This is a genomic window from Brucella tritici (genome assembly GCF_902825325.1).
Taxonomy (GTDB): Bacteria; Pseudomonadota; Alphaproteobacteria; order Rhizobiales; family Rhizobiaceae; genus Brucella.
On sequence record NZ_CADEAR010000002.1, the window covers coordinates 148,769 to 171,749 of the forward strand.

A 22,981-nucleotide genomic window follows, 5' to 3' on the forward strand; every position below is an offset into this window, starting at 1 on the left:
CTCACGGCACGATGCCAAAATGGAACCGGTTTTCGGATCAGGCGTCGGACAGTCTGGTGAGATGACCGGCAGAGACGTTGAAGAATTGCGCTTCCCCTTCGAGCGCTTCGAAAAGGGCGCGATCCGTACCGGTCATGAAAGCCTGCCCACCCAGTTCATCAAGGATGCCGAAGAGCGCGGCGCGGCGTCCCGTATCGAGATGCGCGGCGATTTCATCGAGCAGGAGTATCGGAGCCATACCGGAAAGCTCTGCCGTCAGTCGTGCATGGGCAAGCACGAGACCGATCAAAAGCGCCTTTTGCTCACCCGTGGAACAGAGCGCGGCGGGCATGGCCTTGGGGCGATGCTGGACGATCAGATCGGTGCGATGCGGGCCATCGAGCGTGCGGCCTGCCGCCCGGTCCCGCGTGCGGCCATCGCGTAGGGTACGGCGGAAATCCTCTTCAAGATCGAGCGCTGCCTCGACATTGATTCGCTGCTCCAGCGCCCCCTCCAGAAAGCAATCGGCCTTTGGAAACGGTCCTTCGGCAGGAAGCCGTTCGATCATCGCCGCAATCAGGCGCATGGCTTCGGCGCGCGCAGCGGCAATGGCCGTGCCCAGCTCCGCCATCTGGCTTTCAATCGCATCCAGCCATTGATCGTCATTGTTGCCATCGTTCAGCAAGCGATTGCGACTGCGCATCGCTTTCTCATAATCGAGCACGCGTTTGCCGTGGGCAGTATCGATGGCAAGCACCATGCGATCAAGAAAACGCCGGCGATCAGAAGCGCCTCCGGTGAAAAGTCCATCCATCGATGGCACTACCCAGAGGATGCGCGCATAGTCGAGCATATCATCGCCGGAGGCCGCAATACCGTTGATACGAACCTTGCGGCCACCCTCGCCACCACCAGCGGTTCCGGTGCCGACTTCAGCCTCACCATAGATCATACAGTCGAGCGCCGCATGAATGGCAAAGCCGTCCAGCGAGTTGGTGCGGGCAACATCGTCATAGGCGGCACGGCGCAGGCCGCGTCCCGGTGACAGGAAGGAAATTGCTTCGATCAGATTGGTCTTGCCGGAGCCATTCTCACCTGTCAGCACGACATGGCCGGGGCCAAGCGGCAGTGACAGTTCCGCATAATTGCGGAAATTCAAAAGCTTGAGCCGCCGGATCGAAACTCGTTCCGTGCGGCTTTGATTAGGCTCAGGCGTATTCACTTTTCTGTTCTTTAAACACGCATCGGCATCAGGACGTACAACACATCTTCATCGCCAGTGTCGCGCACCAGTGTCGGCGAACCGGCGTCGGCGAGCATGAAGACCGCATCCGAACCGGAAAGCTGGCTCGTAATGTCGAGCAGATATTTCGAATTGAACCCGATATCGAGCGGGTCGGCGTCATAGTCCGCCGCAAGCTCATCGGTTGCGCTGCCGGAATCAGGGTTGTTGACGGTGAGCGTCAGTTGGCCATCGGCAATCGAAAGTTTTACCGCGCGGCCACGTTCGCTCGAAATGGTCGAGACGCGATCCACGGAGGCCGCAAACTCCTGGCGACCGATGGTGAGCTTCTTGTCATTGCCAGACGGAATGACGCGCTGGTAATCCGGGAAGGTGCCGTCAATCAGCTTCGAGGTGAGGACGACCGATCCAACGGTGAATCGAATCTTGGCGTCCGACAGTTCGACTGTAACGACCACATCCGGCACATCGACCAGCTTCTGCAGTTCAGCAACTGTCTTCCGCGGGATGATGATACCCGGCATGCCTTCCGTGCCGGACGGCGCTTCCAGCTCGGCGCGCGCCAGACGGTGACCGTCGGTCGCGACAGCGCGCAGCTTCAAGGCGCCATCGCTTTCGATAGCGTGGAAGAAAATGCCATTGAGGTAATAACGGGTTTCTTCCGTCGAAATCGCAAATTGCGTGCGGTCGATGAGACGCTTCAGCGCCTGCGCCTCGATCCGGAACGAATGAGTGAAGGCACCGGCGGTCAATTCCGGAAAATCGGACTGCGGCAGGCATTGCAGGCGGAAGGACGACTTGCCGGAAATGACCGACATGGAACCGCCATCCGGATTGGTGGACAGCATGACTTCAGCGCCATCAGGCAGCTTGCGGACAATATCATAGAGAAGATGCGCTGGAACCGTCGTGGCGCCTGCCTGTTCCACCATGGCGGCCGTCGCTTCGTTGACCTCAAGATCAAGGTCGGTCGCCTTGAGTGCGAGGCTTGCCCCCTCCGCCTGCAAAAGCACGTTCGACAGAATCGGTATCGTGTTGCGGCGCTCCACGACGCGATGGACGTGGTTGAGAGATTTGAGAAGGTTCGATCGCTCTAGGGTAACACGCATGTTCAAACGCACTCGCTCGCTGGGACAGGGCAACTGCATCTGACGGGCAGGCAGGCGGCCCCTGTCGATAAGGCGCCGGGGCGCCAGAAGGTCCGTTAAAGTGGCAGATTTTTAAGGAGAAAAGCAAGCCCGCGCCGTGTCGGAAAGCGACAGGGCCCGGGCTTTTTGTTGATAACCGCCGTTGATAGCGGGGATGGTTTACCGATCAGGCAGCCTGATCGTTGATAAGGCGCTTCAGAAGCTCGAGTTCCTGCGCCAGTTTGGTGTCGGCTCCAACCAGATCCTCGATCTTGCGCACGGCATGAAGAACCGTTGTGTGATCGCGACCGCCGAAGCGGCGACCGATTTCCGGCAGAGAACGTGGTGTCATCATCTTGGCAAGATACATTGCCACCTGACGCGGCTTGACGATGGTGCGCGTGCGGCGGTTCGACAGCAGGTCCTGCTTCGAGACATTATAGTGACGCGCCACTATGCGCTGGATTTCCTCGATGCGGATACGCTTCGGTTCGCCAACGCGGGTCAGATGACCGAGCAACTCATCGACGCGGTCGATGGAGATGTTCGGCTCGAAAGACTGGCGGAACAGAAGCTGGTTGAAAGCGCCTTCCAGTTCGCGACCCGATCCGGTAACCGTGCGGGCAACGTGAGAGAGAATTTCTTCGCCAATATTGAGGCTCGAATCTTCTGCCTGTGCGACGGCCAGACGGCGACGCAGCATCTCGACACGCATGTCGTAATCAGGAGCCGCAACTTCGAGCGCAACACCGCCTTGAAGACGCGAACGAACGCGCACATCGAGCGATTCCAGTTCGGAAGGCGCACGGTCGGCAGCAACCACAACCTGCTTGGCGCTATCGAGCAGCGTGTTCAGGAGATGGCAGAATTCGTGCTGGATAGATTTACCCTGCAGGAACTGCATATCGTCGATCACGAGAAGGTCGATATCACGCAGCTGTTCCTTGAAGGACAGCGCATTGTTATCGCGGATAGCAGTGGCGAAGCGCCACATGAAATATTCAGCCGTCAGATAGACAACACGGGCCTTTTCCTGACGCTGGAGCGCGGCAGCAGCAATTGCCTGTAAAAGGTGTGTCTTACCGAGACCGACGGAAGCATGGATGAAAAGCGGATTGAAACGCACGGCGCTGGAACCGGCTTCCGCTATGGTGCGGGCTGCGGCAAGCGCCACGCGATTCGATGCGCCGTCGACAAAGCTATCGAACGTATAGCGCGGATCAAGCGGAGAACCCAAAACCGAGCCCGAAGCCGCTGCCGATTCTGCGACCACTGCGGAACCGCGCTTATCACCCAGCGACTGACCGCCAAACGACTGTCCGAGCGGGAACACCATCTTTTCGCGCGGAGCGACGGCGGGCTTGGTTTCAGCGGCTTCGCAGGCTTCCACGGGAGCGGCACTGCGCACCACACGGCTTACACCGCGAACCACGACTTCGACTTTCAGAATTTGCGGATTCTCTTCCTGCCACAGCTCGGTCAGAAGTTCGGAATAATGGTTGTTGATCCAGGAGCGCAGAAACGCCGTCGGAACCGACAGGCGGACAATGCTCTTGGAGATGTCGTCGAGCTTCAGACGACCGAACCAGCTGGAATAAATCTCGGTGCCGACGCGGGCTTTCAGCTTTGCCGTAAGGCGCTCGAAAACCTCGTCACCGGCATTGCCGCTCAACTCGACCAGGCTCTTGTCATTTCCGGTAGCAGAAGATCCGTGGATACGGTTCGCATGTGCATCATCACCCATCGTTGCCGTCGATTTACCGGTCATCATTGCCATCGTCTCGCCTGCCTTCACATTCGTACGCGCCGTTTTCTGGCGCTTGTCATTTTTTCCTGTCCGGACCGCAGACTTATCATCCGTCTGGCGCGGCAGGTACTCACTCACAAAGCCCGGCTCTATAGCTCTGGGCCAAACACAAACTCAAACGGTCCCATCAGGACCCACACCCGGATACTCCTTCCCGGCGACCTTTTTACGACTCACAACACTTTACCGGAGGCTGATTGCCCGGAAAGAAATCCGCCACAACCATTCAATTGTCGGGGACATGCCTAAAACGGCATTCCGGTTAATGAACGGTAAGCAAACAACCATGAGGAACAGGACCTTACGACCAGAATGTAACACCCGCGGGCTGTGATGCCCACGCCAACAAATCCACTATTTGATGCTAACTCCGGGCCGGTGGCCCACCCCTCTTATGCCCTGACTTTAGCGAAGCCCTGCTGCAAAGGGCAAGCCTCAGAAAGCCACATTTTTTTGCTGAAAGCCCTTGCAGAGGGACTCGACAAAAGTAGGGAATCGAATGCCAGCGAAATAACACCTTTGGATTCAATGCGTTTTCACTGAGCAATTTTTAGGTGATCCTGATATGTTCTGCCTGAAAATAAATTTAAAAATATTCCTTGACTCAAAACGCCTTCCGAGTCCCTAAACCAGCCTGTGGATAACAGTGGATAAAAATATGCAACCATTTGAAAATACTAATTAAATCACCAGATGTGAAATTAGCCGCCCTGCAAAATATTCCAACTAGGCATTGAAAAATCTCTACAATTCAAGGTGGAGCGAGAGAACGTCGGCTTTCTGAAAAGCGTTCAAAAAAGAAAACCCGGCTAACAATGAGCCGGGTTTCGAAAGCGATCCATAAGAATGGATGAATGATTAGGCGTTCAGAGCCTTAACGCGCTGAGCGAGGCGAGATACCTTACGCGAAGCGGTATTCTTATGCATTACGCCCTTGGACGCTGCGCGCATCAGTTCAGGCTCAGCAGCCTTGAACGCGACTTCTGCAGCCTGCTTGTCGCCGCTCAACAGAGCGTCTTCCAGCTTGCGCACGAAGGTGCGAACGCGCGAACGGCGGGACTTGTTGATTTCGGTGCGGGCAGCGATCTTGCGCACTGCCTTCTTGGCCGAAGGAGTATTGGCCATAAATGCCTCTCTTTTTTCTGTCAGCTAGCCAGGGGCAAAAACCGCCGGGCACAAAACCTCTAGGGCAGCCGAGAAAATCCCTTGAGGTTCCCTGGGGCCACCGATCCGTGGGCGGGCTTATAGATCAGCTTTGGCGCGGCGTCAACGTGGATTCTGCCCCAAAGCTTGATCAAAAAGCCGCAAACCCGGCCCGGAAGCCCTTCAAACGTGGCGGGAAGGCTTCCGGCAAGCTGTTGTCGGGGCGGCCATTGGACCGCCAGCCGATCAATCAGCGATTCTTGAACGATGGTGTCCGCTTGTCGATGAAGGCTGCCATGCCTTCCTTCTGGTCTTCCGTCGCAAACAGGGAATGGAACTGACGCCGCTCAAAGCGAAGCCCCTCGCTCAGCGTCATTTCATAAGTACGATTGACCGCTTCCTTGACCATCAGCACGGAAGGACGTGAGAAGGATGCAATACGTTCGGCAGCCTTCAGCGCTTCTTCCAGGAGCTCTTCCGGCGCAACGACGCGCGAGACGAGGCCGCTGCGTTCGGCTTCTGCGGCGTCCATCATCCGCCCGGTCAGGCACATATCCATTGCCTTGGACTTGCCGACATAGCGCGTGAGGCGCTGCGAGCCGCCCATGCCGGGCATGACGCCCAGCGTGATCTCCGGCTGGCCGAATTTCGCATTGCTGCCCGCAATGATAAAATCGCACATCATGGCCAGTTCGCAGCCGCCGCCGAGCGCGTAGCCTGACACCGCCGCGATGATTGGCTTGCGGACACGGTCCACTTTCTGCCAGTCGGCGAACATGTCCTGAAGATAGGCGTCCACGAAATCAATCGGCTGCATTTCCTTGATGTCGGCACCGGCAGCGAAAGCCTTTTCGGAACCGGTCAACACGATAGCGCCGATCTTGCCGTCCGTATCGAAAGCTCCGAGAGCTTCGGTCAATTCGTCGAGAATCTTGCGGTTCAGCGCATTCAGCGCCTGCGGGCGGTTGAGGCGGATGAGGCCGACGCCGCCACGTGTCTCGACGATGATCGTTTCATAGGCCATGGATTTGAACTCCTCCTTCAGACAGATCAAGCATTTCCTGTTTTTCCTGAATCACGGAAAATGCTCTATCTTTTTGGTTTGAATCCGCATCTTTTCCGAAAACCGTTTCACACTTTTCGGGATGCGCTTTCGCTGATTGGCCGGCAAGGTGGACCGGCGGGGCTTCTTTTTCAAGGCCTCATTGCTGGCAGGAAGCACAGAAAAAAGTCGAACGTCCCGACTGTACCGCCCGTTCAACAATGCCGTTGCAAGCGGGATTTCTGCATGGTTCCCCCTCGCGTCCATAGACAGAAAATGAATGCTGGAAATAGCCGAGCGCACCGTCTGCCTGAATATAGTCCTTGAGAGTTGACCCGCCCGCAACAATGGCTTCTGCAATCACCATGCGGATATCGGAAGCGAGCCGCTCCATGATTGCGGCGTTCTCTGCAATGGACCCCGCAGAACGCATGGGCGACAGATGACTGCGCCAGAGCGCCTCGCAAACATAGATATTACCGAGACCGGCTATCAACCGCTGATCGAGCAGCGCCGCCTTGAGCGGAGTTCGACGTCCCTTGAAGAGTTCTGCCAGAATGGCGCCCGAGAGCAGATTGCCTGTCGGTTCTATGCCGAGGCTTGCCAGCAGCGGATGGCTGTCGAGCGTGCCTTCTTCCGCAAAGAGCATGAAGCCGAAGCGACGCGGATCGTTGTAGACGATGCGGGCAGGAGCGCCGTCGGCGCCCAGGAGGTGAAACACGACATGGTCATGTGCGCTCAGCTTGGAGCGCTCATGGTGGAATTCGCCCGGCGTGTCGCCGCCGTCATTGGTTTCAATGCGAAACGAACCCGACATGCCAAGATGGCTGATGACGGAAAGGCCATCATCAAGATGGATCGTGAGATATTTCGCGCGACGTCCAAGCGCCGAAATGCGCCGGCCGGAAAGCCGTTCGACAAAACGTTCGGGAAAGGGAAAGCGCAGGTCCGGGCGTCGCTGCTCGACTTGGCTGACGGTCGCGCCCTCCATGACGGGCTGCAGACCACGGCGAACCGTCTCGACCTCTGGTAATTCGGGCATTGAAAACTGATCCTGAACAAGAGCCTTACATTGGCTTTGCCCTTATATGTTCAGTTTTGTCCGCAATGCCAAGAGCTCAGCAATTGGTACAGGGGATCGTGTTCGTATAGCGCGGCGCCAGATAATAGGTTTCGCGCATCGGAATGCTGGTAGAAATCCATGCATTGAGCGGCTTGTAGTCGAGTTCGACATCGACCTTGATGAAATATGATCCTTCACCAACGAGGCCTGCCGGAAGATCGCCGTTGCCCCCCTTCTTGGCTGCAAAATTCGCGATATTGGCATAGGACCAGTCCACCTTCGGCGTCAGGTTCTTGGCACTCGTGGTTCCGTCGATCCTGATTGCGGTGATCCTTATCTTCGGGTCGCTCCGGCCATAGGGCAGAAGCGAAGCGCGGCCGATATTGAACATGTCGTCCAGATCATTCTTCGTGATCGACAATTGGCGAGCAACCAGATCGGCGAGACTGCTCGCCGATCGCGACACTTTCTTGTTTGTGTCGAACCCGTCGGCAAGATCGGCGGAGCCCAGATAAATCAAAAGCAGTACGGGAGCGATCAGGGCGAACTCAACCGCTCCCAAGCCGCCCCGGTCACTCAGAAATTTCCGAAGATAGTTACGCATGACAATCGATCGCTCTGGAGTGCATCTCGAAAAGTTAGAAACGCTTTTCGGGGTGCACGTCGGTTGTTCTAGTTCGGGAAGGGTTCATTCTGCCAGGTAAGCGTCGCAAAAAGCGGCATCGTGCCGTCCGCTTTGTAAGGGCTTTCCATCATATAGAGGATGTTCGTCAGCACCGGCCAAGCATACACCACATTGAGCTGGTTGATCGTTGATGTCCCGCTCGTCCCGGTAATGCCTGTCTGCGTGAGCTTGCCTTTCTCATCGAGAATCTTGTCAGTCGGAACTTTGTCGAAGCCTTCATAGGTTCCAAGATTGAGTGAAAGATTGGGACAGCCCGAAGCGACCATGAACTGCATCTGCTGGCAGAGTTCCTTGCGCAGGGCTTCTTCGCTTATCGCAGTCCCTCTGATCTGGCCCGTTTGCAATCTACGCGCCACCGTCTCCGTCGCGTTAGATATGACCTGACGCGCAGCAAAACTCATGCCGACCTCGATCGTCGCAAAGACGATGAGCAGGAATGGAAAGATGAGCAGCGCGAACTCAACCGCCGCCACGCCATTTTGCGCACGGACGAAACGGCGCAGGCTTACACCCACTCGCGCAAGGTGACGCGCCAAAAGCCCCAATGTCATACCCCACCCAACTCTTTCTGAATTCGATGGGGCGTATCGTTACAACAGGACAACCTGAAAGAGTATTAACGGCAGCGGTAGCTCATGCGTGATTATCGCTATTTGTCGTCAAAACCGCTCTTCGTCGAGGCTTTTTCGCAATAGGGCGTGCAGGAAAGCGTTTGTACTTCTGCCTGACGGTAAATCCGCGTCGTTCCGCGTGTATTGCGGGAAACAACCAGTTCTCGGTCGAGAATCGGTTCGCCCTGCTTATCCATCACGACAATATTGGTGACGCCGAAATCCTTGCCGGTCAGAACGATGGTCTGCGCATCCTGAACAACCGCATCGGCAATCGACGGGTTCCCGATCACTACGCTGTCGGCAGGACGCGCCAGCCGCAGGATGCGTGCCTGACTTGTTTCAAGGGCAATATAGTCTTCCGCAGACGCCGGTGCGGCGACAAAAACTGCCATGAACGCGACGCCCATGGCGGGCACTGTGGCGAAGCCACCCAAAGAAAACAAACGACGCGCCACGCGACATTCCCCCGCTGATATAATGGCCAAGCTCATGAAGCCCCATCAATATAATGAGCAAAGAATGAACAGGATTGGTGAAGGAAGAATTAAGTCGCTACCCCTCCTTGCACACCATGCCCGCAATTCGCCAAAGATTAACCAATCGCGCGGTTGCCGCACCCCGGAGAGCGCCGAAACACTTCATTAACCCTGATTGTTAAGAGGGCCACAATTCCTCTCTCCTATGCTTGAGCGCATCCGAATTTAAAGCGCATTCCAAAAACCCGCGCGATCGGAACAGCGAGGAGCATGTGATGCCGACATTGATGACGCGTTTCATGAAGAACAGGGCCGGTTCGACAGCAATCGAATATGCGCTGATCGGCACGCTGGTTTCTATAATGATTATCAGCGGCGTCGCGCTCGTGGCCGGCAATGTCGGCGAAAAATTCAACGACACCGCCACCCAGTTCGAACAAGCGACGAACCGCTGATCACTATAGCGTAATTCCGTGCAAACGGTGCCAAATGGTGGGATGACAGGCGACGCGGGGGCATCGGCAATGACAGCAGCAGCCATGACGGCAATCTTCGCTCTGGCAATGGTGACGGCCATGATCACCGACCTGATGTCGATGACCATTCGCAACCGCGTTTCCATCAGCCTGACACTCGGTTTCATCCTGCTCGCACCGCTTTGCGGCATCTCTCTTTCCGATTATGGCTGGCATCTGGCTGTCGGTGGGATCGCGCTCATTGTCACTTTTTCGCTCTTCTGCCTTCGCGCCATGGGGGGCGGTGACGCCAAGCTCATTGCGGCGACGGCCCTGTGGTTCGGCCCCAACACCAGCCTCATGGATTATCTTGTGATGGTTTCGATCCTGGGCGGCGTGCTGACACTCACGATCATTCTCTACAGGACGATCCCCCGCCCGCTTCTGGCGGATCGCTATGCCTTCATGGGAACGCTTGCTCGTAAGGATATAGGCATTCCCTACGGGATTGCGCTTGGTGCTGCCGGACTCTGGACATTTCCACTGTCGCCGGTCGGAATTTCGATGATGGCTTATATAGCAGGAGCTTTTTGAGCACCTTCATGCGCAACGCCAGCGTGTAATCCCAATCTTTCTTTATTCGAATAAGATTATATTAACCATAATTACACGATTGCCAGTGCAATTTTGGAACACGTCATCGAGACGTGGGGATTTGCGTGGGGCACATCATGAAATCAGCTCGACTGCTCATTTTAGGAGTGGCCGTTCTTGCGGCTGGTGGAGCGGGCTATATTGCCATGAACCTCTCCGCACCGCCGCCTGCCCCCATCGTCGTCGCGCCCGAAACACCGCAGATGAAATTGGAAGATGTGCTGGTTGCCACTGAGAATCTCGGGGTCGGCGCAGAACTGACATCGCAAATGCGTTGGCAGCCCTGGCCCGCGGAAGCAGTCAGCGATGGCTATATCACCCGTGCGAGCGAACCCGATGCCATCAATCAATTGAGCGGCGCGACCGTGCGGTTGCAGTTCTTCACGGGTGAACCGATCCGCAAGACCAAGCTCATCGGTCCGGGACAGAGCTTCATGTCGTCGATCCTACCGCCCGGCATGCGCGCCGTCGCGACACAGATCAATGCCGAAAGCTCGGCCGGTGGTTTCATTCTCCCCAATGATTTCGTCGATGTCATCATGACCCGCCGCAAGCCGGACAATGGCGATAAATCGCTGACACCCTTCACCACCGAAACCGTGTTGCAGAACGTACGTGTTCTGGCCATTGATCAGGCCATTCAGGAAGACGAGCAGGGCCGCAAGGTTATGGTCGGCCAGACAGCCACGCTCGAAGTCACGCCGGAACAGGCCGAAATCATCACCGTCGCCCAGCAGATGGCGGATCGCCTGACGCTGGCACTGCGCTCGACACAGGATGTCGAGGACAAGGATATCAAGCAGGCCGACTATCTGGTTTCCTCGCCGACCCGTAGCGGGACGGTCAAGATCATCAAGTCCGGCAGCGTTACAGAAATAGGACCGCGCTCATGAGAAAGATAAAACGCGTGCGCCCGTACTCCAAAAAGATCGCGCTTTTTGCCAGCGCGCTTGCCGCCTTTTCACTGCCACTCACCGATATGTCCGCCATGGCGGCAGCTGGCGTCGTCAAGGTCGGCAGCCAGCAGCGTTCGCAGACGATCAAGCTTGGCCTCAACAAGTCTGTCGTTCTCGATCTTCCGCAGGATGCCTATGACGTTCTCGTCTCCAACCCGACAATCGCCGATGCAGTGACGCGCACGTCGCGGCGCATCTATCTTTTCGGCAAACAGATCGGGCAGACCAATATTTTCGTTTTCGGTCCGAATGGCGAGCAGGTCGCATCCATCGATGTCGAAATCGAGCGCGATGTGAGCGGGATTTCGTCCCAGCTGAAGCGTCTCATTCCTGGTTCCGATATTCGCGTCGAATTGATCAACGATAATGTGGTGCTGACCGGAACGGTGCAGACCCCACAGGATTCCGCGAAGGCCGCAAAACTTGCCGGTCTTTTCGTTTCTGGTGGCGAGGCTACAACCGGCCAGTTCACCACGACTGCATCCGCGCCAACGGATGGCGGCGGTGTTGCCATCAACAATCCTGACCGAAACCGCCGCGAGAGCGCCATCGTCAATATGCTGACTATCGTTGGCGAAGATCAGGTGACGCTGAAAGTCACCGTCGCCGAGGTCAGCCGTTCGGTCATGAAGCAGCTTGGCGTCAACATGAGCGGCGGCGGTGTTTCGAATGGTATCTCCTATGGCGGAATTTCCGAGAGTATTGCCGGAGCCATAGGCAACAACCTGTCCGATACCGGGTTCGGCCTCGCGACGAGCAATTTTTCGGCCTATCTGCGGGCGATGGAAACGGCTGGCGTGATGAAGACGCTCGCCGAGCCGACGCTGACCGCGATCTCAGGCGAAAAAGCGGCTTTCAATGTCGGCGGCGAATATAACGTCATCAACAGCGTGAAATATGATGATGACGGGAAGCGAACCAATGAACTGGCCAAGATTAACTACGGGATCGGCCTCGAATTCATGCCGACCGTGCTGGGACCGGGACGCATCAGTCTGAAAATCAGAACCTCCGTCTCCGAACCGACGACGGAAGGCGCAGGCACGACCAACAAGATGGATGGCGTCGGCGCAAGTATTCTGTCGCTGCGCAAGCGTGTGGCCGACACGACGGTCGAGCTTCCATCCGGCGGCTCCATGATGATCGGCGGTCTGATCCGTGACGAAGTGCGCCAGTCGGTTTCAGGCTTTCCGGGCCTTACCAAGATTCCGGTCCTCGGCGCGCTGTTCCGCAGCAAGGATTTCATCCGCAATGAATCCGAACTGGTGGTGATCGTGACGCCTTATCTGGCGCGCCCTGTTGCCCGCCAGCAGCTTGCGCGGCCTGACGACAATCTCAACCCGGCCAGCGATGGCGCGGGATACATTCTTGGCAAGGTCAATCGCGTTTACGGCACGATGGAAACCAAATTGCCGCCCGGTCGCTACAACGGCGTCGTCGGTTATATCTACAAGTGAGCGGGGATAGATCATGACCTATTCAGTCAGAGGCTTTTGCAGGATTTCCGCCCGACCAGCGCTTGTCGCCCTGTCGCTGGCCCTTCTCGCAGGTTGCGCGAACCGCCAGCATGTCACTGTGGGGGCGCTGCCGGACGATTACCGCACAAACCATCCCATCACGATTGCCGAGCGGGAACAGGTCACAGATATTCCGGTCGCGCAAGCCTCCCAGAAGCTCAGCCCGATGCAGCGCGGCATCATTCAGGGAGCCATTACCAATTATCGACGCAGTGGTTCCGGCATGCTCTATGTTCTGGTGCCGTCGGGTGCATCCAATCAGGCCGCAGCCTATCGGCTGAGCACAGAGGTGTCGGCAACACTGCGGCGCAGCGGCATCAAGGCGAACAATATCGCCATCGAAAACTATCCCGTAGACAACCCGGAAGCAGCGGCCCCCATCCGTATCAGCTATTATGCGATGACAGCTGGCACGACACCGTGCGGTCGCTGGCCGGACGATCTCGCCAGCACGCCTGAAAACAAGCACTACGCCAATTTTGGCTGCGCGTCGCAGAACAATCTTGCCGCTCAGGTCGCCAATCCGGCCGACCTTCTGGGACCGCGCGTCATGTCGCCAATCGATTCGGACCGCACGACGGAGCGCCTCAACGGCGATCAGGGCTATGTGAAAATGTCGCCTGCACAGACGGACAACTGGCAGGAAACCCGCAGCCAGCAGGCCGAGTATTAAGAGGGCGCCATGAGCAACTTCGCGTTCGAACCGGCGGAAGAAGAACAGGGCGTCGAGACGGGCCGCGCGCCGATCATGCTTGAAAATGTGCGCCCCATTCCACGCATTTCAATCCAGGCCTTTTGTGTGAACGAAAGCGTCGCCATTCCGATTGAGCGCGCGGGCGGTGACCGCCGTATGGCCAAAACCCATCTCAAGGTCATGATGGGCGGTATCGCGGCTGCAATCGAGTTCTATCAGACCGCCTCCACGCCCAATCTGATCATCGTCGAATCAGCCTCCGAGCCCAATGTGCTGCTTGGAGAACTGCAGCAATTGTCGGAGGTCTGTGATCCCGGCTCGAAAGTCATGGTCATCGGCCACTCGAACGAAGTCTGGCTTTATCGCGAACTACTTCGCCGCGGCGTTTCAGAATATATCGTCGCGCCTGTTTCGCTCGCAGATATTCTGGCCATCGTCTCCTCGATTTTTCTCGATCCCGGTGCGGAACCGCTCGGTCGATCTATTGCTTTCATCGGTGCGAAGGGAGGCGTTGGTGCTTCAACAATCGCACACAATGTCGCCTGGTCGATCTCCGACCTGTTCCGGCACGACGTCGTTCTGGCGGATATGGATCTGCCCTTTGGCACAGCCAATATCAATTTCGATCAGGATCCGACGCTTGGCATTGCCGATGCCGTCTTCTCACCAGAGCGCATTGATGAGGTTTATCTCGATCGATTGCTGGTTCAATATGGCGACCATCTTTCGATCCTCGCCGCTCCCTCTAGCCTCGAGCGCACGTTCGATTTCGGTGAAGATGCCTTCGCCGAATTGATTGATGTTGCCCAGCGCAATTCTCCGCTGATTGTGCTGGATGTGGCACATGGCTGGAGCGGCTGGACGCGGACCACATTGATGCGCGCCGACGAAGTCGTGATCGTTGCAACACCCGATCTTGCCAACCTCCGCAATACCAAGAACCTGCTCGACACGCTGGCGCAACTGCGCCCGAACGATGTGAAGCCACATCTCGTCCTGAACCAGATGGGCATTCCCAAACGACCGGAAATCGCGCTCGCCGATTTTTCCGAGCCGCTCGGCATTGATCCAGTCGCAACCATCGACTTCGATCCACAGCTTTTCGGCAATGCAGCCAATAATGGCCGGATGATCGCAGAAACCAATCCGGAAAGCCCGATTGCCGAAGCCATCAGCCATATTGCGCATGCAGTGACCGGCAGGGCCGATGTGCAGCCGCGCAAGAAAACCGGCATTTCGAGCTTTCTCGGCAAGTTTGCACGCAAGACCAAATAACGGCAGGAAATCATGTTCGGCAGAAGAGGCAACGATACGGGAAACAAGCCGGAAAGCGGAATACGACCGGCTGCGCCGAAACCTGCCATTTCGGCTGCAATATCCACTCCGGCCCAGTCGGCAGTCCAACCATCCCGTATGCAGGCAGCCGTCCCGACGACACAGGCCCGATCTCCCGCCCAGCCAGGTACACAGGGCCGCGAAAAGACCGAAAGTTACTACGACACCAAATCGCAGGTCTTCTCGGCGTTGATCGATACGATCGATCTGTCGCAACTCTCCCGCATGGCACCGGACGCCGCGCGTGAGGAAATCCGCGACATCGTCAACGACATCATCGCCATCAAGAATTTCGTCATGTCGATTGCCGAGCAGGAAGAGCTGCTTGATGACATCTGCAACGACGTATTGGGCTACGGCCCGCTGGAACCGCTTCTTTCCCGTGACGACATCGCCGATATCATGGTCAACGGTTCGCGCCGGACCTATATCGAGGTGGACGGTTTGTTGCAGGAAACCGGCATCCGTTTCCGCGATAACCAGCAGCTCCTCAACATCTGCCAGCGTATCGTGAGTCAGGTCGGACGTCGTGTCGACGAATCGAGCCCGATCTGCGATGCGCGCCTGCCAGACGGCTCTCGCGTCAACGTCATCGCGCCGCCGCTGTCGCTCGACGGCCCAACCCTGACCATCCGTAAATTCCGCAAGGACAAGCTGACGCTCGACCAGTTGGTGCGATTCGGCGCTATATCGAATGCCGGAGCAGAGCTGCTGCAGATCATCAGCCGTGTGCGCTGCAATGTGATCATTTCGGGCGGTACCGGTTCAGGCAAGACGACGCTTCTCAACTGCCTGACACGTTATATCGACACGCACGAACGCATCATCACCTGCGAAGACTCGGCTGAACTGCAATTGCAGCAGCCGCATGTGGTGCGTCTGGAAACCCGCCCGCCCAATCTGGAAGGCGAAGGCGAAGTCACCATGCGCGATCTGGTGAAAAACTGCCTGCGCATGCGTCCCGAACGCATCATCGTCGGCGAAGTGCGCGGCCCGGAGGTTTTCGACCTCCTGCAGGCCATGAACACCGGTCACGACGGTTCGATGGGCACGATCCATGCCAACAGCCCACGTGAATGCCTCAATCGTATGGAAGCCATGATCGCCATGGGCGGCTACGTGCTGCCGCAAAAGACAGTACGCGAAATTATCGTGGGCTCGGTCGATATCATCATTCAGGCCGCTCGCTTGCGTGACGGCTCACGCCGCATCACCCACATCACCGAAGTGGTGGGGCTTGAAGGCGACGTCATCACCACCCAGGATCTCGTTCTCTACGATATCAAGGGTGAAGATGCTTCCGGCCGCATTCTCGGCAGTCATAGCTCGACCGGAATCGGACGTCCTGCCTTCTGGGAACGCGCCCGCTATTACAATGAGGACAGCCGCCTTGCTTCCGTGCTCGACAGCATGGAAAGGACAAACGCATGACCGGTTCCGGCGCCAGCATCATGATGTTCGTCGTGCTTGCCGTGATTGCCTGTGCGGCTCTGTTCTATGCGCTTTTTTATGAAAAGCTCGGCAAGAAAGATCATGCAGCGCGTCGTTTTGAAACTGTGCGCAACAGCGGCTCGGAACGGGCGATAACGCGCAGCGAACGCGACAGAAATGCCGACATACTCAAGCGCCGAAAACAGTTGCAGGACAACATCAAGGATCTGGAAGCGCGACAGAAGCAACGCGAGAAGAACCAGAAATATCCACCTCTACGCATTCTGCTGACGCAGGCCGGGCTAAATCTCACTTTGCGGAAATTCTATATCTATTCCGGTGTGGCCGCGTTTCTCGCAACATTCATCGCGCTGATCTTCGGCGCACCGTTGCTTTTCCTGCCAGGTATCGCGATTGCCAGCTTCTTCGGCCTGCCACGCTGGTTCGTGCTGCAAAAGCGCAAGCGGCGACTGAAGAAATTTCTCGAAGAGTTTCCCAACGCACTCGATGTCATCGTACGTGCGACCCGAGCGGGACTCCCGCTCAACGATGGCTTGCGGCTCATTGCGAGCGAAGCTGTGGAACCGGTCAAAAGCGAGTTCAAGAAGGTTGTCGAGGCGCAGCAGATCGGGCTTTCGATCCCTGAGGCGGTTGGCAAGATGCCCGATTCCATGCCATGCCCGGAAACCAACTTCTTTGCCATTGTCATTCAGATACAGGCCCAGGCAGGTGGCAACCTTTCAGAAGCTTTGAACAATCTTTCGAAGGTTCTGCGCGACCGGAAGAAGATGAAAGCCAAGGTCAACGCTCTTTCCATGGAAGCCAAAGCATCCGCAGCAATCATCGGTGCCCTGCCCTTCATCGTTACGATTCTCGTCTATCTGACGAGCCCGCAATATATGACGCTGCTTTTCACGTCTTCGACCGGACATATGCTTCTGGGCATTGCAGCCGTTTTGATGCTGACCGGCATCTTCATTATGAAGAACATGATCAACTTCGATATGTGAGGCACCGGACATGTTTTCTCTCCTCACACAAAAACTGACCGACCCACAGTTTCTGATCGGTGCTTTGATCACGGTTGCGGTTTTTGCGACCGTGGTAACGATCCTCATGCCAGTTCTCAGTGGCAGCGCGCTGAAGTCGCGCATGAAATCGGTTGCCACCGAACGCGAAGCCATTCGCTCGCGCGAACGCGCCCGGCTTGCAGCGGAGAGCGACCGTCGCAACAGCCTGCGTCATCAGCAGAAGCAGGGTATCCGCGAATTCGTCGAAAAGCTTGATCTCAAGCGTGCTCTTGCCGATGAAAAGACGATTGCTTCGCTCAGGCAGGCAGGCTTTCGGGGGCAAAACCCGCTCAACATCTTTCTGTTCCTGCGCTTTGTGTTGCCTTTCGGCACGATGATAGTCGCCGCCATCTACATTTTCGTGCTCGGTGTCCTTGCCGATCAAACCTTCTTCGTTCGCCTGCTTGTCTGCATTTTCGCAGGCTATGCCGGCTTCTATGCACCCAATCTCTATGTTTCGAACAGGGCGACCAAGCGGAAGCAATCCATCCGCCGCGCATGGCCGGATGCGCTCGATCTGATGTTGATCTGCGTCGAATCGGGCATGTCCACCGAAGCTGCCTTTCGCCGGGTGGCCGATGAAATCGGCATTCAGTCCGTGGAGCTTGCCGAAGAACTGATGCTGACCAATGCCGAGCTTTCATTCCTGCCGGAACGCCGTCAGGCTTATGACAATCTCGCCAATCGCACGGGTCTGGAGCCGGTGAAATCCGTAACGCAGGCGCTTATTCAAGCGGAGCGTTACGGCACACCGGTCGCACAGGCGCTGCGCACGCTTTCTCAGGAAAGCCGCGATCTGCGTTTGCTGGAAGCCGAAAAGAAGGCTGCGGCCTTGCCGCCGAAACTCACCGTGCCGATGATCGTGTTCTTCCTGCCCGTGCTCTTTATCGTTATCCTCGGCCCGGCCTTCATCCAGATTTCGGCGCAGGGCGGATTGTTCGGCGGCAACTAAGCGCGATCTGATCGAAGAAATCAGCCCTTCGGCTTGTCCTTGAGCATGTTCCAGGAATTCTGCTGCGCCAGCATGGAGCGAAGATAATCCGTATTGGCCTTGGCCTGTTGCGGAGAAATCTCGCGTGCGGCAATCGCTTCGGCTTCCTGAAAACGCCCCTGCAGGCCGACTGAAAGGGCCAGGTTCTGACGCACACGACTGTCCGCACCGGGCGCGGCTGCAGCCTGCTTGAAATAGGTTTCCGCTGTTCGCGCATCACCGGCCAGAAGATAAGACATCCCCATATTGGAGATGATGGACGGTTCATTCGGCTGAAGCTGCAGCGCTTTCTGATAGGTCGCGCGGGCTTCTTCCTTCCGGCCCATCTGGTCGAGAATGGCACCTTCTGCAGAAACCAGTTTCCAGTCGGGATAGGCCGGATTTTGTGCACGGCGAATGGCATCAAGCGCGCCGTCGAATTGGCCAGCACCGGCAAGCGCCTTGCCGTAAGCCGCAAGAACGGTCTGATCCTTCGGATAGACGATAGCGAGCGCCCGCATCACAGCCAGCGCCTGATCGTTGCGGCCAAGGCGCGCCAGCACGTTGGCATAGTTGAGCGCTGTCTGGCGATCCTTCGGATTGCGTTCATATTGCGCGCCGAGCCGTCCGGCCATGGCTGCAAGCTGGGCGTCGTTCATGTGATCGAAAGTGGCGACGGTTGCCGCGCGCCGCACTGAACCGGTGGTGGTCCGGTCAACCGATGTGCAGCCGGAAAGTATAAGTGCCGAAAGAATGCAGGCAAAGCCGAGACGTGTTGCGATAGCGTCTTTTCGAACGATGTTCAGCATCCCGCCTCTCCTGCTAAAGCGTGTCGCCCATCCAACATGCTTTAGTCACCCTCAAGCCCAATTCCTGCTAAATCAATAATCTGTTAACCCTAATGATTGGTTAATAAAGCGATTGCGGTTTCTGTTTCCGCACGGCAATAATCGCGCTATCTGTTTGTTTTTATGAACTTCCGACAAAATCCCAGCGCTTTTGCCGGATATCGCTTACTGGTCAGAAAGAGCATCATGTCTGTCGAACTTCTTTCCCGAAAATCCGAACAAAGCCGCCCGATCTGGTTTACGTCGAAAGGCGGGCTGGAAACCTCCCGCCTTCCCGCCGATGCAATTGTCTGGGCCAAGGCCAATGGCTTTGACGGCGAAGCCGGTCGCGTACTCGTTGTTCCGGGTGCAAGTGGATCGGTATCGGGTGCGTTTTTTGGAACAGGCGATGAGAAAAAGGGTGGCCAGTCGCAGCTTTTGGCCGGAAAGCTTGCGCGCGGTCTTCCGGACGGAGACTGGCATTTTGACGGTGCGATCGATGACGCAGCGCTTGCAGTTCTGGGCTTCTTGATGGGTGGCTATAGCTTTACGCGTTATCGCAAGGCGAATGGCAAGGCGATCCGCCTTGCCTTGCCGGATGGCGTGGACGAAGCGGAAATCCGCCGCATCGCCGATGCGGTTACACTGGTGCGCGATCTCATCAACACACCGACCAACGATATGGGGCCGGATGCTCTCGAAAATGCCGCTCGCGAACTGGCGAAGAGATACAAGGCCGACATTGCCGTCACCGAAGGCGATGCGCTTCTGGAGAAGAATTTCCCGATGATCCATGCGGTCGGTCGAGCTGGTGCTATTGCGCCACGCCTGATCGATCTTAGTTGGGGCAAGGCAAGCGACCCGAAAATCACGCTGGTTGGCAAAGGCGTCTGCTTCGACACCGGCGGTCTCGACATCAAACCGGCAAGCGGCATGCTCCTGATGAAGAAGGATATGGGCGGAGCCGCCAATGTGCTGGGTCTCGCCTCCATGATTATGGATGCGCAATTGCCGGTGCGGCTGCGCGTGCTGATCCCCGCAGTGGAGAATTCGATTGCCGGTAATGCCTTCCGGCCGGGTGACGTGCTGCAAAGCCGCAAGGGGCTGACCGTCGAGATCGGCAATACCGATGCGGAAGGCCGGTTGGTTCTTGCCGACGCGCTTGCACTTGCCGATGAAGAAGAACCTGCACTTCTGATCGATATGGCGACGCTGACGGGGGCCGCGCGTGTCGCGCTCGGCCCCGACCTGCCACCATTCTACACGCATGATGACGGACTTGCCGCTTCGATTGCGCAAAGCGCGGATGCCACCGCAGACCCGCTATGGCGCATGCCGCTCTGGAAGCCCTATGCGCAAAAACTGTCCTCACGGATCGCCGACATCAACAATGTCACCACCGACGGCTTTGCTGGCTCGGTGACGGCAGCGCTCTTCCTCAGCAAATTTGTCGAAAAGGCTCAAAGCTGGGCGCATTTCGACATTTTCGGCTGGGTACCAGTCGAAAAGCCCGCTTCGCCGATCGGTGGAGAGGCGCAAGCCATTCGCGCTCTTTACCAGCTTTTGAAGAAGCGTTATCCGGCACGATGAATCCACTTGCCTGAAACGTCAAAAGCAGATTGAATAAAACGGTTCCGAAACAATCCCCGTTTTGGTGGAACCGGATGCCGATTGAGCTGAAGCCGTTGCAGGCGCTGACATTGCTGAGAACCCTGTCGCTGGAACAGGTGCGTGACGAGATGCCCGATCTCACCACGCGACAGGCAGCCATTCTCCTCACCATCTATCTGGAGCCCCCGCCGCATACTGTGCGGGGACTTGCAGCAAAACTGAACGTCACCAAGCCGGTCATTACCCGCGCGCTCGACACGATGGGTGCGCTTGAGTTCGTCTCCCGGCATCGTGATGAAAAAGACCGGCGAAATGTGCTAGTAAAGAGGACGGTCGCCGGTGCACTTTATGTTGAAAGACTGGGTGATCTGGTGATCGCCAAAGCCAGGGAGTTACCACTTTGACCATGCTTGACCGCCGCCTCAACGCCTATCGCCCTGACCTCGCCGATGAACGGCTATCCGGTCAGGTGGAAGCGGCGCGTTTTACCGCCGGAACGCCGATGCAGGTTTCCGCATCTGTTGTCGATCTGCGCGCCGAACCACGTATGGATAGCGGTCCGCAGACCCAGATGATTTTCGGCGATCACGTCCGCGTCTTTGAGGAAATGGACGGTTGGTCGTGGGTGCAGGCAGAACGCGACGGCTATACGGGTTACGTCTCCTCTGCCGCGCTGGAACAGCCCGCTGGAATCGAAACACATCTGGTCATCGTGCCACGCACCTTCGTTTATCCCGGCGCTGATCTTCGCTTTCCCCATACCAAGGCGCTATCGCTCGGTTCACGCGTGCGTATCGTCGGCGCGGCCGAGACGCGCGGTACGAAGTATGCACTTCTGGAAAGCGGCGAGGCGCTGATCGCAAGCCACCTTGCACCGATTGGCGAACATGCTGCGGACTATGTGGCGGTCGCAGAAACCCTTCTTCACACGCCCTATCTGTGGGGCGGCACGTCAGGCTTCGGCATCGATTGCTCCGGCATCGTGCAATTGTGCATGTGGGTAGCAGGCCGCAAGGTTCTGCGCGATTCCGACATGCAGCAGAATACGCTTGGCGAAATCATCGAGCCCGATGCGACTTATTCGAACCTGAAGCGCGGCGATCTCGTCTTCTGGAAGGGCCATGTCGCCATCTGCGCTTCCCCCGACATGCTGATCCATGCGAGCGGTCATACGATGACGGTCACGCTGGAGCCGCTACAGGATGCCATCAAGCGAATTGCCTACCTCTATGATCTGCCGACACTCATCCGCAGACCCTGACTTGTGAATGCTCCAAAAGAGAGCGGGACTTATGAAGGGAAAGACGACATTGACGATAGCCGCTTTGTTGGTCGGCTTTGCTTTGTCTTTTCCTTCCCCCATTTCGACTGAGAGAATTGCGCGCATGACCATTCCCGCGTCCCCTGCCGCCTTTGCCGAAGTCAACGGCATTGAAATGTACTACCGGACTGTCGGCAAAGGACCGCCGATCCTGCTCATTCCCGGCGGCTTGTCCGACCAGCATGTGTGGGATGCGCAGCTTCCGATCCTTGCGCGCCACCACACGGTAATCGTTGCCGATAGCCGCGGACAGGGGCGCTCCACCCGCACCGATGATCCAATCACCTATGGATTGATGGCCGATGATTATGTGGCGCTGCTTGACTTTCTACACATCGGCAAGGTCGACCTCGTCGGCTGGAGCGATGGCGGCATTATCGGCCTCGACATCGCCATGCGCTATCCCGAACGGCTAAAAAGCCTGTTTGCGCAGGCGGCCAATGTCACGCCCGACGGCAATACCGGTTATGTCGAGGCCCGAGCCGAAGGAAAGCCGATACCGGAACTGCGCCACTATGAGAGCATCGACAAGGAAATTCACGCGCTTTGGGCAAATGAGCCGAACTATACCGACGAGGACTTGTCCAATATCCGGGTGCGCACGGCGATTGTCATCGGCGACCGCGATACGGCCATCACGCGCGAACATACGGAATTCATCGCCAGCCAGATACCAGGTGCTGAGTTGATCATTCTGCCCGATGCCGGGCATGGCGTCCCGGTCGAAAATCCGCGCCTCTATGCGCATACGGTCCTGCGTTTCATCGACGGCAAGAACGCCGAAGAAACGAAGACCGCGAGCGGGAAAAGCTAGAGCGGTTCCAGTTAGAACGGAGTCGCTGAAACCGCTCTAACTATTTGTTTCGTCACATTATCCTACGCATCGAAGCGGGATCAGAAATCAGTCCAGTGGACTGATTTCTCTGCGTAGGCGCTTCACACTTTTGGCTAGAAAATGCTC

23 protein-coding genes are annotated in these 22,981 nt (G+C 57.0%); 13 read left to right on the forward strand and 10 right to left on the reverse strand.

Features of this window, described 5'->3' with window-relative positions:
- Window positions 1-37: 37 nt before the first annotated feature.
- The 9 genes from recF to HWX93_RS02935 all read right to left on the reverse strand — a co-directional run bounded on the left by recF (window position 38) and on the right by HWX93_RS02935 (window position 9,158).
- Entirely contained in the window at window positions 38-1,201 is a 1,164-nt protein-coding gene (recF, locus tag HWX93_RS02895; protein ID WP_109987114.1) for a DNA replication/repair protein RecF, read from the reverse strand.
- An 11-nt stretch (window positions 1,202-1,212) separates the two neighbouring features.
- Window positions 1,213-2,331, reverse strand: coding sequence for a DNA polymerase III subunit beta (gene dnaN / locus HWX93_RS02900; RefSeq protein ID WP_061344706.1), 1,119 nt, complete (start codon window positions 2,329-2,331; stop codon window positions 1,213-1,215).
- Between the two features lie 205 nt (window positions 2,332-2,536).
- Window positions 2,537-4,120 carry a chromosomal replication initiator protein DnaA gene (gene dnaA / locus HWX93_RS02905; RefSeq protein ID WP_109987175.1) on the reverse strand — a complete coding sequence of 528 codons (1,584 nt, stop codon included), beginning with the start codon at window positions 4,118-4,120 and terminating at the stop codon, window positions 2,537-2,539.
- A gap of 894 nt (window positions 4,121-5,014) precedes the next feature.
- Window positions 5,015-5,281 carry a 30S ribosomal protein S20 gene (gene rpsT, locus HWX93_RS02910; RefSeq protein ID WP_010657809.1) on the reverse strand — a complete coding sequence of 89 codons (267 nt, stop codon included), beginning with the start codon at window positions 5,279-5,281 and terminating at the stop codon, window positions 5,015-5,017.
- A 268-nt stretch (window positions 5,282-5,549) separates the two neighbouring features.
- Window positions 5,550-6,323 (reverse strand): enoyl-CoA hydratase, encoded by a 774-nt coding sequence (locus HWX93_RS02915; RefSeq protein ID WP_176036448.1) that lies wholly within the window; start codon window positions 6,321-6,323, stop codon window positions 5,550-5,552.
- Window positions 6,324-6,501: 178 nt separating this feature from the next.
- Window positions 6,502-7,383, reverse strand: a complete 882-nt coding sequence (gene mutM, locus HWX93_RS02920; protein ID WP_176036449.1) for a bifunctional DNA-formamidopyrimidine glycosylase/DNA-(apurinic or apyrimidinic site) lyase — start codon at window positions 7,381-7,383, stop codon at window positions 6,502-6,504.
- Window positions 7,384-7,459: 76 nt separating this feature from the next.
- The gene (locus tag HWX93_RS02925; protein ID WP_109987112.1) at window positions 7,460-8,008 is read right to left on the reverse strand and encodes a TadE/TadG family type IV pilus assembly protein; all 549 of its coding nucleotides are present in this window, start codon (window positions 8,006-8,008) and stop codon (window positions 7,460-7,462) included.
- Between the two features lie 68 nt (window positions 8,009-8,076).
- Window positions 8,077-8,640, reverse strand: coding sequence for a TadE/TadG family type IV pilus assembly protein (locus HWX93_RS02930; protein WP_176036450.1), 564 nt, complete (start codon window positions 8,638-8,640; stop codon window positions 8,077-8,079).
- A 98-nt stretch (window positions 8,641-8,738) separates the two neighbouring features.
- Window positions 8,739-9,158: a pilus assembly protein N-terminal domain-containing protein gene (locus HWX93_RS02935; RefSeq protein ID WP_109987110.1), complete on the reverse strand. Its 420-nt coding sequence runs from the start codon at window positions 9,156-9,158 to the stop codon at window positions 8,739-8,741.
- Between the two features lie 296 nt (window positions 9,159-9,454).
- Between HWX93_RS02935 and HWX93_RS02940 the strand changes: the two genes are divergently transcribed.
- The 9 genes from HWX93_RS02940 to HWX93_RS02980 all read left to right on the forward strand — a co-directional run bounded on the left by HWX93_RS02940 (window position 9,455) and on the right by HWX93_RS02980 (window position 18,243).
- Entirely contained in the window at window positions 9,455-9,634 is a 180-nt protein-coding gene (locus HWX93_RS02940) for a Flp family type IVb pilin (RefSeq protein ID WP_071632059.1), read from the forward strand.
- A 69-nt stretch (window positions 9,635-9,703) separates the two neighbouring features.
- The gene (locus tag HWX93_RS02945; protein ID WP_235969058.1) at window positions 9,704-10,228 is read left to right on the forward strand and encodes an A24 family peptidase; all 525 of its coding nucleotides are present in this window, start codon (window positions 9,704-9,706) and stop codon (window positions 10,226-10,228) included.
- A 137-nt stretch (window positions 10,229-10,365) separates the two neighbouring features.
- On the forward strand, window positions 10,366-11,181 hold the full coding sequence (gene cpaB, locus HWX93_RS02950) for a Flp pilus assembly protein CpaB (RefSeq protein ID WP_109987108.1): 816 nt from the start codon (window positions 10,366-10,368) through the stop codon (window positions 11,179-11,181).
- Window positions 11,178-12,701 (forward strand): type II and III secretion system protein family protein, encoded by a 1,524-nt coding sequence (locus HWX93_RS02955; RefSeq protein WP_109987107.1) that lies wholly within the window; start codon window positions 11,178-11,180, stop codon window positions 12,699-12,701. Before cpaB ends, HWX93_RS02955 begins: the two co-directional genes overlap by 4 nt.
- A 13-nt stretch (window positions 12,702-12,714) precedes the next feature.
- Window positions 12,715-13,434, forward strand: coding sequence for a CpaD family pilus assembly protein (locus HWX93_RS02960; protein WP_176036451.1), 720 nt, complete (start codon window positions 12,715-12,717; stop codon window positions 13,432-13,434).
- Between the two features lie 9 nt (window positions 13,435-13,443).
- Window positions 13,444-14,730, forward strand: a complete 1,287-nt coding sequence (locus HWX93_RS02965) for an AAA family ATPase (protein ID WP_109987105.1) — start codon at window positions 13,444-13,446, stop codon at window positions 14,728-14,730.
- 12 nt (window positions 14,731-14,742) lie between these two features.
- Window positions 14,743-16,221, forward strand: a complete 1,479-nt coding sequence (locus HWX93_RS02970; RefSeq protein ID WP_109987104.1) for a CpaF family protein — start codon at window positions 14,743-14,745, stop codon at window positions 16,219-16,221.
- Window positions 16,218-17,231, forward strand: coding sequence for a type II secretion system F family protein (locus HWX93_RS02975; RefSeq protein ID WP_176036452.1), 1,014 nt, complete (start codon window positions 16,218-16,220; stop codon window positions 17,229-17,231). Before HWX93_RS02970 ends, HWX93_RS02975 begins: the two co-directional genes overlap by 4 nt.
- Before the next feature lie 10 nt (window positions 17,232-17,241).
- A complete protein-coding gene (locus HWX93_RS02980; RefSeq protein WP_109987102.1) occupies window positions 17,242-18,243 on the forward strand; it encodes a type II secretion system F family protein in 1,002 nt (333 codons plus the stop codon).
- A 20-nt stretch (window positions 18,244-18,263) separates the two neighbouring features.
- On the opposite strand, the gene HWX93_RS02985 is transcribed toward HWX93_RS02980, so the two are convergent.
- The gene (locus HWX93_RS02985) at window positions 18,264-19,070 is read right to left on the reverse strand and encodes a tetratricopeptide repeat protein (RefSeq protein WP_109987101.1); all 807 of its coding nucleotides are present in this window, start codon (window positions 19,068-19,070) and stop codon (window positions 18,264-18,266) included.
- Window positions 19,071-19,295: 225 nt separating this feature from the next.
- On the opposite strand from HWX93_RS02985, the gene HWX93_RS02990 reads away from it, so the two are divergent.
- From HWX93_RS02990 to HWX93_RS03005, 4 genes are all read left to right on the forward strand, one after another.
- Window positions 19,296-20,678, forward strand: coding sequence for a leucyl aminopeptidase family protein (locus HWX93_RS02990; RefSeq protein ID WP_176036453.1), 1,383 nt, complete (start codon window positions 19,296-19,298; stop codon window positions 20,676-20,678).
- Window positions 20,679-20,752: 74 nt separating this feature from the next.
- On the forward strand, window positions 20,753-21,103 hold the full coding sequence (locus tag HWX93_RS02995) for a MarR family transcriptional regulator (protein WP_109987099.1): 351 nt from the start codon (window positions 20,753-20,755) through the stop codon (window positions 21,101-21,103).
- 2 nt (window positions 21,104-21,105) lie between these two features.
- Window positions 21,106-21,960: an NlpC/P60 family protein gene (locus HWX93_RS03000; protein ID WP_176036623.1), complete on the forward strand. Its 855-nt coding sequence runs from the start codon at window positions 21,106-21,108 to the stop codon at window positions 21,958-21,960.
- Window positions 21,961-21,991: 31 nt separating this feature from the next.
- Complete coding sequence (locus tag HWX93_RS03005; RefSeq protein ID WP_176036454.1) at window positions 21,992-22,834, forward strand: alpha/beta fold hydrolase; 843 nt, start codon at window positions 21,992-21,994, stop codon at window positions 22,832-22,834.
- Window positions 22,835-22,981: the final 147 nt, after the last annotated feature.

Bases quoted from the DNA above. Each gene is read 5' to 3' on its own strand.
- dnaN (WP_061344706.1), bottom strand. From the start codon at position 2,331: ATGCGTGTTACCCTAGAGCGATCGAACCTTCTCAAATCTCTCAACCAC.
- dnaA (WP_109987175.1), bottom strand. From the start codon at position 4,120: ATGATGACCGGTAAATCGACGGCAACGATGGGTGATGATGCACATGCG.
- rpsT (WP_010657809.1), bottom strand. From the start codon at position 5,281: ATGGCCAATACTCCTTCGGCCAAGAAGGCAGTGCGCAAGATCGCTGCC.
- HWX93_RS02915 (WP_176036448.1), bottom strand. From the start codon at position 6,323: ATGGCCTATGAAACGATCATCGTCGAGACACGTGGCGGCGTCGGCCTC.
- mutM (WP_176036449.1), bottom strand. From the start codon at position 7,383: ATGCCCGAATTACCAGAGGTCGAGACGGTTCGCCGTGGTCTGCAGCCC.
- HWX93_RS02925 (WP_109987112.1), bottom strand. From the start codon at position 8,008: ATGCGTAACTATCTTCGGAAATTTCTGAGTGACCGGGGCGGCTTGGGA.
- HWX93_RS02930 (WP_176036450.1), bottom strand. From the start codon at position 8,640: ATGACATTGGGGCTTTTGGCGCGTCACCTTGCGCGAGTGGGTGTAAGC.
- HWX93_RS02940 (WP_071632059.1), top strand. From the start codon at position 9,455: ATGCCGACATTGATGACGCGTTTCATGAAGAACAGGGCCGGTTCGACA.
- HWX93_RS02945 (WP_235969058.1), top strand. From the start codon at position 9,704: ATGACAGCAGCAGCCATGACGGCAATCTTCGCTCTGGCAATGGTGACG.
- cpaB (WP_109987108.1), top strand. From the start codon at position 10,366: ATGAAATCAGCTCGACTGCTCATTTTAGGAGTGGCCGTTCTTGCGGCT.
- HWX93_RS02955 (WP_109987107.1), top strand. From the start codon at position 11,178: ATGAGAAAGATAAAACGCGTGCGCCCGTACTCCAAAAAGATCGCGCTT.
- HWX93_RS02960 (WP_176036451.1), top strand. From the start codon at position 12,715: ATGACCTATTCAGTCAGAGGCTTTTGCAGGATTTCCGCCCGACCAGCG.
- HWX93_RS02965 (WP_109987105.1), top strand. From the start codon at position 13,444: ATGAGCAACTTCGCGTTCGAACCGGCGGAAGAAGAACAGGGCGTCGAG.
- HWX93_RS02970 (WP_109987104.1), top strand. From the start codon at position 14,743: ATGTTCGGCAGAAGAGGCAACGATACGGGAAACAAGCCGGAAAGCGGA.
- HWX93_RS02975 (WP_176036452.1), top strand. From the start codon at position 16,218: ATGACCGGTTCCGGCGCCAGCATCATGATGTTCGTCGTGCTTGCCGTG.
- HWX93_RS02980 (WP_109987102.1), top strand. From the start codon at position 17,242: ATGTTTTCTCTCCTCACACAAAAACTGACCGACCCACAGTTTCTGATC.
- HWX93_RS02985 (WP_109987101.1), bottom strand. From the start codon at position 19,070: ATGCTGAACATCGTTCGAAAAGACGCTATCGCAACACGTCTCGGCTTT.
- HWX93_RS02990 (WP_176036453.1), top strand. From the start codon at position 19,296: ATGTCTGTCGAACTTCTTTCCCGAAAATCCGAACAAAGCCGCCCGATC.
- HWX93_RS02995 (WP_109987099.1), top strand. From the start codon at position 20,753: ATGCCGATTGAGCTGAAGCCGTTGCAGGCGCTGACATTGCTGAGAACC.
- HWX93_RS03000 (WP_176036623.1), top strand. From the start codon at position 21,106: ATGCTTGACCGCCGCCTCAACGCCTATCGCCCTGACCTCGCCGATGAA.
- HWX93_RS03005 (WP_176036454.1), top strand. From the start codon at position 21,992: ATGAAGGGAAAGACGACATTGACGATAGCCGCTTTGTTGGTCGGCTTT.